General features: G+C 68.7%; 6 protein-coding genes. 4 read left to right on the top strand and 2 right to left on the bottom strand.

The annotated features are described in order from the left end of the window. Positions 1–5 precede the first annotated feature (5 nt). From D7Y21_RS39720 to cglE, 3 genes are all read left to right on the top strand, one after another. On the top strand, positions 6–251 hold the full coding sequence (locus D7Y21_RS39720) for a hypothetical protein (protein WP_121718488.1): 246 nt from the start codon (positions 6–8) through the stop codon (positions 249–251). A gap of 56 nt (positions 252–307) precedes the next feature. After that, positions 308–2,389 carry a TonB family protein gene (locus D7Y21_RS39715; RefSeq protein ID WP_120568155.1) on the top strand — a complete coding sequence of 694 codons (2,082 nt, stop codon included), beginning with the start codon at positions 308–310 and terminating at the stop codon, positions 2,387–2,389. Positions 2,390–2,553: 164 nt separating this feature from the next. After that, positions 2,554–3,153 carry an adventurous gliding motility protein CglE gene (gene cglE / locus D7Y21_RS39710; protein ID WP_120568186.1) on the top strand — a complete coding sequence of 200 codons (600 nt, stop codon included), beginning with the start codon at positions 2,554–2,556 and terminating at the stop codon, positions 3,151–3,153. Between the two features lie 5 nt (positions 3,154–3,158). On the opposite strand, the gene D7Y21_RS39705 is transcribed toward cglE, so the two are convergent. Next, positions 3,159–3,851 (bottom strand): aspartate/glutamate racemase family protein, encoded by a 693-nt coding sequence (locus tag D7Y21_RS39705; RefSeq protein WP_121718487.1) that lies wholly within the window; start codon positions 3,849–3,851, stop codon positions 3,159–3,161. A 5-nt stretch (positions 3,852–3,856) separates the two neighbouring features. Continuing rightward, positions 3,857–4,672 (bottom strand): helix-turn-helix domain-containing protein, encoded by an 816-nt coding sequence (locus tag D7Y21_RS39700; protein ID WP_121718486.1) that lies wholly within the window; start codon positions 4,670–4,672, stop codon positions 3,857–3,859. Positions 4,673–4,831: 159 nt separating this feature from the next. On the opposite strand from D7Y21_RS39700, the gene D7Y21_RS39695 reads away from it, so the two are divergent. Then, entirely contained in the window at positions 4,832–5,638 is an 807-nt protein-coding gene (locus tag D7Y21_RS39695; protein ID WP_121718485.1) for a hypothetical protein, read from the top strand. Positions 5,639–6,044: the final 406 nt, after the last annotated feature.

The raw sequence follows: 6,044 nt of genomic DNA, 5'->3' as shown, positions 1-6,044 counted from the left end.
GGGGGCTGGGGGTGGCGGCTCCCGCCCTGGCGCAGGACGGCAAGGACTCGGTGAAGATCATCCAGGAGGAGGATCGCACCGTGTACCGCAAGAAGACGGTGATTGATTTCACGGATGTGGCGGTGGAGGGCGAGCTCACGAAGCCGGAGGGCTCCTACGTCCTCAACCGCAAGAAGACGGATTTCCAAAGCCTCATCAAGGTCCGGGAGAACTTCGACCCGGAGCTTCAGAAGTCTGCGGACAATCTCTAGACGGCACAGGTGGCGTTGAACGTTTTCGGGACGGGAAGGGAAGAAGGAAGAACTTCATGGCGGCGGCGAGAAAAAACGGATTGACGCTTCGGATCACCACCCCGGACGGCTCCATCCAGGAGACGGTTTCGGAGGCGGAGAGTGTCATCGTGGGGTCGGGCGCCCAGGCGGCGGTGAAGATTCAGGACCCGCGCGTGTCCAACCTCCACGTGATGCTGAAGGTGGACAACGATGGCTCCGTGACAGCCATCGACCTGGGCAGTGAAGGCGGTACCCAGGTGTCCGGGCAGAAGCTCATCATCCCCACGGCCCTCAAGCCCGGGGATGTGCTCACGGTGGGCACCTCGCGGGTGGAGGTGCTCTTCGGTGAGGCGCCGCGGCCGGTGGCTCCGGCGGCGGCGGTGGCGCAGCCCGGCGTGTTCCAGCAGCGCCCGGTGATGCCTCCGGCGCCCCCGGTGGCCCACCCGGCTCCGGTTTCGGCTCCGGTGTCGCACGCGGCTCCGGTGCCTCCCAACATGCGGCAGGCTCCGCCTCAGCGGCCCGCGATGAACGCCGCGCCCACGAACGTGGTGGGCACGGTGAGCACGCCGCGCTCCGCTCCGGCGGGCGCGCTGGGCACGCAGGTGTCCCCGAACGTGACGTCCACCCCGGTGTTTGGCCCTCCGCCGCCTCCGGTGGCGGCGCGCAAGGCCACGCCCGCCCAGGTGGCCGCGGCCCGCAAGCCGCAGCCTCCGCCGCACCTGCAGGAGCCTCTGCCCCGGGACGCGCAGCCCACGCCGGACGCGAAGGTGCTCCAGGTGTCCATGCTCTGGGGCGACCAGATGCTGGAGGTCCAGCACTTCAAGGACGGCGCGCCGGTCACCATTGGCGAGGGCGCGAAGAACACCTTCACCGTGTTCTCTCCGCAGGTGGGCAAGCGCCACGTGCTCGCGGTGAGCAAGGGCGACAAGCTGGAGCTGCGCGCTCCGGCGGGCTCTGGCGTCTTCGTCACCAACAACGGCGACGTGCGCACGAAGGACGCGCTGCGCGCCGCGGGCCAGCTCAACACCGCCACGCCGGACCAGGAGCAGCTCTTCACCCTGGGCCTGCATGACCGGGCGGAGGTGTCGCTGGGCACGGTGGCGTTCGTGATGCGCTACGTGAAGCCGTCGCCGGCCATCCTGGCGACGTCGCTGTCCGACCGCGACTTCGGCTTCTTCAAGATCGCCGCCATCTGCCTGCTCGCGGCGGCGGCGTTCGTCACCGCCATGGTGCTGACGCCGCACACGGAGACGAAGTCCGCGGACGACGTCTTCGAGTCCCAGCAGCGCGTGGCCAAGTTCCTCATCGCCCCGGAGAAGAAGGTGGAGGCGAAGAAGCTCCAGCTCTCCGGCGTGGAGGAGGGGGCCAAGGCCAAGGACGAAGAGGGCAAGTTCGGCAAGCAGGAGGCGAAGCAGGAGGAGGCCGCGCCCTCCAAGCCGGGCACCCCGGTGGTGGACAAGTCCAAGAAGGAGAAGGACCGCCAGGTGGTGGGCAAGGTGGGCCTGCTCGGCGCGCTCAAGGGCATGAAGGGTGGCGCTTCCGACGTGTTCGGTCCGGGCGGCATCGGCACCGGCATCAACAACTCGCTGGGCGGCCTCAAGGGCGGCGCGGCCATGGGTGACGCGCACGGCGTGGGCGGCCTGGGTTCGCGCGGCACGGGCAACGGCGGTGGTGGCACGGCGCTGGGCATCGGTGGCCTGGGCACCCAGGGCAACGGCCGGGGCACGGGCGGGTCCGGCGGCATCGACCTGGGCGGCCGCGGCAAGTCCGTCACCAAGGTCATCCCCGGCAAGACGACGGTGATTGGCGGCCTGGACAAGGACGTCATCGCCAAGGTCATCCGGCGGCACCAGAACGAGATCAAGTACTGCTACGAGTCGGAGCTGAACAAGAACCCGTCGCTGGCCGGCAAGGTCGCGGTGGCCTTCACCATCGACCCGGCGGGCGCGGTGGCGGACGCCGGCGTGTCCGAGTCCACGCTGGGCAGCACCGCGGCGGAGCAGTGCATGATCTCCCGCATCCGTCGCTGGAAGTTCCCGGAGCCCAAGGGCGGCGGCGTGGTGAACGTGACGTACCCCTGGCTGTTCTCGCCCTCGGGTGCGGACGCCGCTGAGTAGTCCGGGGCGCACTTCGTAGACTGGAAGACCGAAATGGCGTGGACGAAACGGTCCACGCCATTTTCATTTTTCCCCGCTGCCGTTTCGTGCCGGGCGTCACTACTGTCCGTGCCACTGCTGCCAGGCGTGCGAGGGAGCAGGAGGACAACGTGACGGGAGGAGTCGTGAGGAAGTCGCTGCTGTTGGCCGCGCTCGCGCTGGCGACGCCGGCCCTGGGGGCCACGCCGCCGGAGGGCGTGCCGTTCGAGCCGCGCCGGGGGTTCTTCACAGAGACCGACGTCGGGGTCTTCTTCACGGTGGGCGGCGAGAACAGCTACTCCAACGCGCAGTCGTACGTGCAGTTGGGCATTGGCTATGACTTGACGGAGCGGCTGTCGCTGGGCGCCCACTTCGCGCTGGGCTCCTCCGCGCAGAACTGCTTCGCGGGCTACCTGCCGGACTCCAACGTCTGCGCGTTGTCCGACAACTTCACGGTGGCCTTCGGCGACTTGACGGCCGCGTACCACGTGCGGATGGCCAACCGCTTCTACCTGACGCCCAAGGTGGCGGCGGGCTACACGCGGTTGGATCCCACGCCGGTGGATCCGGACCAGGGCGACCCAGGCCGCTCCGTCAACGCCTTCAACGCGGGCCTGGGCGTGGGCGTGGAGTACGCCACGTCCTTCGACCACTTCTCCGTGGGCGCGGACCTGCTCGGGCGCTACATCTTCGGGCCCAACATCATGACGTTCGCGGTGTTCCCGCGCGTGAAGTACACGTTCTGAACGGACTACGCGCCCAGACAGAACCCGGCGGCCTTCATGGCGTGGATGGCCGTGGTGTCGAACACCGGCACCGACGCGTCGCCGGGTTTGATCAGCAGGGTGATTTCCGTGCAGCCCAGGATGATTCCCTGGGCGCCCCTGCGGACCAGGCCCTCCATGATGCGCTGGTATCGTTCCCGGGAGACGGCCTTCACCTGGCCCAGGCACAGCTCCTGGTAGATGACGTCATGGACCTCCTGGCGCTCCGCGTCGGTGGGCACCAGGACCTCCAGGCCTGACCCGGCGAGCCTGCCTTTGTAGAAGTCCTGCTCCATCGTGTAGCGCGTCCCGAGCAGGCCCACGGTCTTCACGTTGGCGCGGAGGACCTCCTGGGCGGTGGCATCCGCGATGTGCAGGAAGGGGATGCGGATGGCGGAGGTGAGCTCCGGCGCCAGCTTGTGCATGGTGTTGGTGCACAGGACCAGGGCATCGGCCCCCGCGCGTTCCAACGCCTGGGCGGCGTCGCACAGGATGCGGGCCGCGTCGTCCCACCGGCCGGCGCTCTGGGCGTGTTCAATCTCCTGGAAGTCCACGCTGTAGAGGACGACCTTCGCGGAGTGATGGCCCCCCAGCTCCCGCTTCACGTGCTCGTTGATCAGCCGGTAGTACTCCGCTGAAGACTCCCAGCTCATCCCGCCCAGCAATCCAATCGTCTTCATTTGTGTCATTCCCTCCCGTACCGGGCGTATCCGGCGGGCGTGCGGCCCACGATGCGCCGGAAGTCGCGGATGAAGTGGGCCTGATCGAAGTAGCCCAGCTCCAGCGCCAGCCGCGCCAGCTCTGGAGGCGGCGTTTCGCGCAGCCGCTCCGCGGCTTCATGCAGGCGGTAGCGCTGGATGACCCACTTGGGATTCACGCCCACGTAGCGGTTGAACAGCCGCTGCAGCGTGCGCAGGCCCGGGCCTCCGGGCGTGAGCAGGTCCTCCACCTTCGTCACCGCGCGGTCCTCCAGGATGCGCGCGACGAGCCCCTGCACGAGCGCCACGTTCGGATCCGGCGCGGGCATGCGGGCTCGCAGGAAGGCCTCCGCCAGGGCGATGCGCTCTTGGTCCGCGTCACGCGTGACGTCGGTGGCGAGGATGGCCTCTTCCATCTCCAGCGCCTCCGGGCCCAGCACTGCACCAGGTGAGACGGCGCGGCGCGTGAGGGTGGACACCGGCGTGCCCACGAAGGGGAAGAAGCCGCCGGGCCGGAACTTGATGCTGAACACGCCGCCCAGGCCCTCCAGTGTGATGGAGAAGCGGCCCGGGTGCGGGCCTCCCACGCGGGACGTGCCGTCCTGGAAGGCCCAGTGCACGGACGGGTGGCTGAGGCTCTGCTGGAGGTAGGGCGGCTGCCCGCGCAGGTCCCACCGCACGGCCCAGAAGTGTTCGACCCACGGGCGCAGGTCCTCCGCGGGCAGGACGCGGACGTGCTCGAAGTGCCGGGCCTCCGGCCGGGGATACAGCAGCCCCCGAGGCTTTCCCGCGTTCGACTCCACCCGCCGTGTCGCCTCCCTCGGGACGTCCGTGTCCCGACGCGTTTCTACTACCGCTTCGATTGACGCCGGACAGGTGCCCCGGCCTGTTGGGCGGATTCAGCTCCGCCGCTCGTGTGCTCACCCTGAAAGCCACCCTCGCGGTTCTTTCCAGTTAAGCCCATGACCCCCGTTCTCCCTTCCCATGCCCGTGTGTGGGTGCTGGCGCTGTCGTTGCTGTCCGTCCCCTCCTTCGCGCAGGGCCTCCCGGACCTGCCGTCCGCGGAGGAGTGCTGGGGCCAGTCGCCGGACGCGGACCAGGACGGCGTGAGCGACAGCTGCGAGCTCCAGGTGGCCGCGGCCTTCATGCCCACGCTGTGGATTGCCCAGGGCGAGAAGGGCGTGGCGCGCCGGCCATACTTCGCGGCGCGGCCGTTGAACTCCGCCCTGCGCACGCTGCGCATCTTCTACCTGGCTGCGTATCAAGAGGACCACGGCATCCCGAGCCTGGGCATCTTCAACGTCTTCGCCCACGACGGGGACTCCGAGTTCCAGGTGCTGGACGTGCACTACACCGACGGCCGCTGGTACCTGGACCAGGCCTTCCTGTCCGCGCACCTGGAGACGGCGTGTGACTCCTCGGGCTGGTACAGCTACGCGCAGCTCGAGTACGCGGGGGCGTACCGGGGCGCGCCGCGCATCTACGTGGCCGGGAACAAGCACGGCTCGTACAACTCGAAGGCTGCCAGCGACCGGTGCTGCTACTTCACCGACAGCTGCTCCCAGGGCCGGCAGGAGGCGTTGGATCCCGGCAACCAGCTCGCGGGCCGCAACGTGGGCTCCATTAGCCTGCCGTTGATCAACGCCGTCACCGTCAATGGCCAGACGGAGCGGCTGCTGGACGACGTGGAGTTCAAGGGCTGGGACGACCAGGGGAACCGGAGCAACTCCACGCCGTACCGCGCCCGGCTGGTCCGCTTCGGCTTCTGAACCAGGAACGAAGAAGGGGCCGCCACCCGCGAAGGTGACGGCCCCTGGATGCTTTCAGGCGCTCAAGGCGAAGGACTCCTCCACCTGGGTGCTCCTCGTTGTGGATGGGGGCTTTCGCCGCCTGACGCCTTCTGGATGAGTCTGCGCGTCCAGGGGGCCAACGATTCTTCAACTCAATGCCAGACTCGACAGGGCAGGCAGCGTCGTGGATTGTGGCAGCCCAGCGGGTGCTCTGGCCGAGCCGGCAGCAACGGCTCAATGCGTCGCCACAGCTCGTCTGTAACCGTCCGGCCAACGACGTGCCGTGAGGCATTGCCGGGGTATCGGCGCGCGGCGGACGCTTCCGGGCATGGCGAAGCAGGTGGAGAAGCCGGAGTGGGCGCGCGTCGCGAAAGCCTTCGAGGCG

This window comes from Corallococcus sp. AB045 (genome assembly GCF_003668895.1).
GTDB classification, from domain to species: domain Bacteria; phylum Myxococcota; class Myxococcia; order Myxococcales; family Myxococcaceae; genus Corallococcus; species Corallococcus coralloides.
This window is presented reverse-complemented; position numbering and strand designations above follow the sequence as displayed.

Bases quoted from the DNA above. Each gene is read 5' to 3' on its own strand.
- D7Y21_RS39715 (WP_120568155.1), top strand. From the start codon at position 308: ATGGCGGCGGCGAGAAAAAACGGATTGACGCTTCGGATCACCACCCCG.
- D7Y21_RS39695 (WP_121718485.1), top strand. From the start codon at position 4,832: ATGACCCCCGTTCTCCCTTCCCATGCCCGTGTGTGGGTGCTGGCGCTG.
- D7Y21_RS39705 (WP_121718487.1), bottom strand. From the start codon at position 3,851: ATGAAGACGATTGGATTGCTGGGCGGGATGAGCTGGGAGTCTTCAGCG.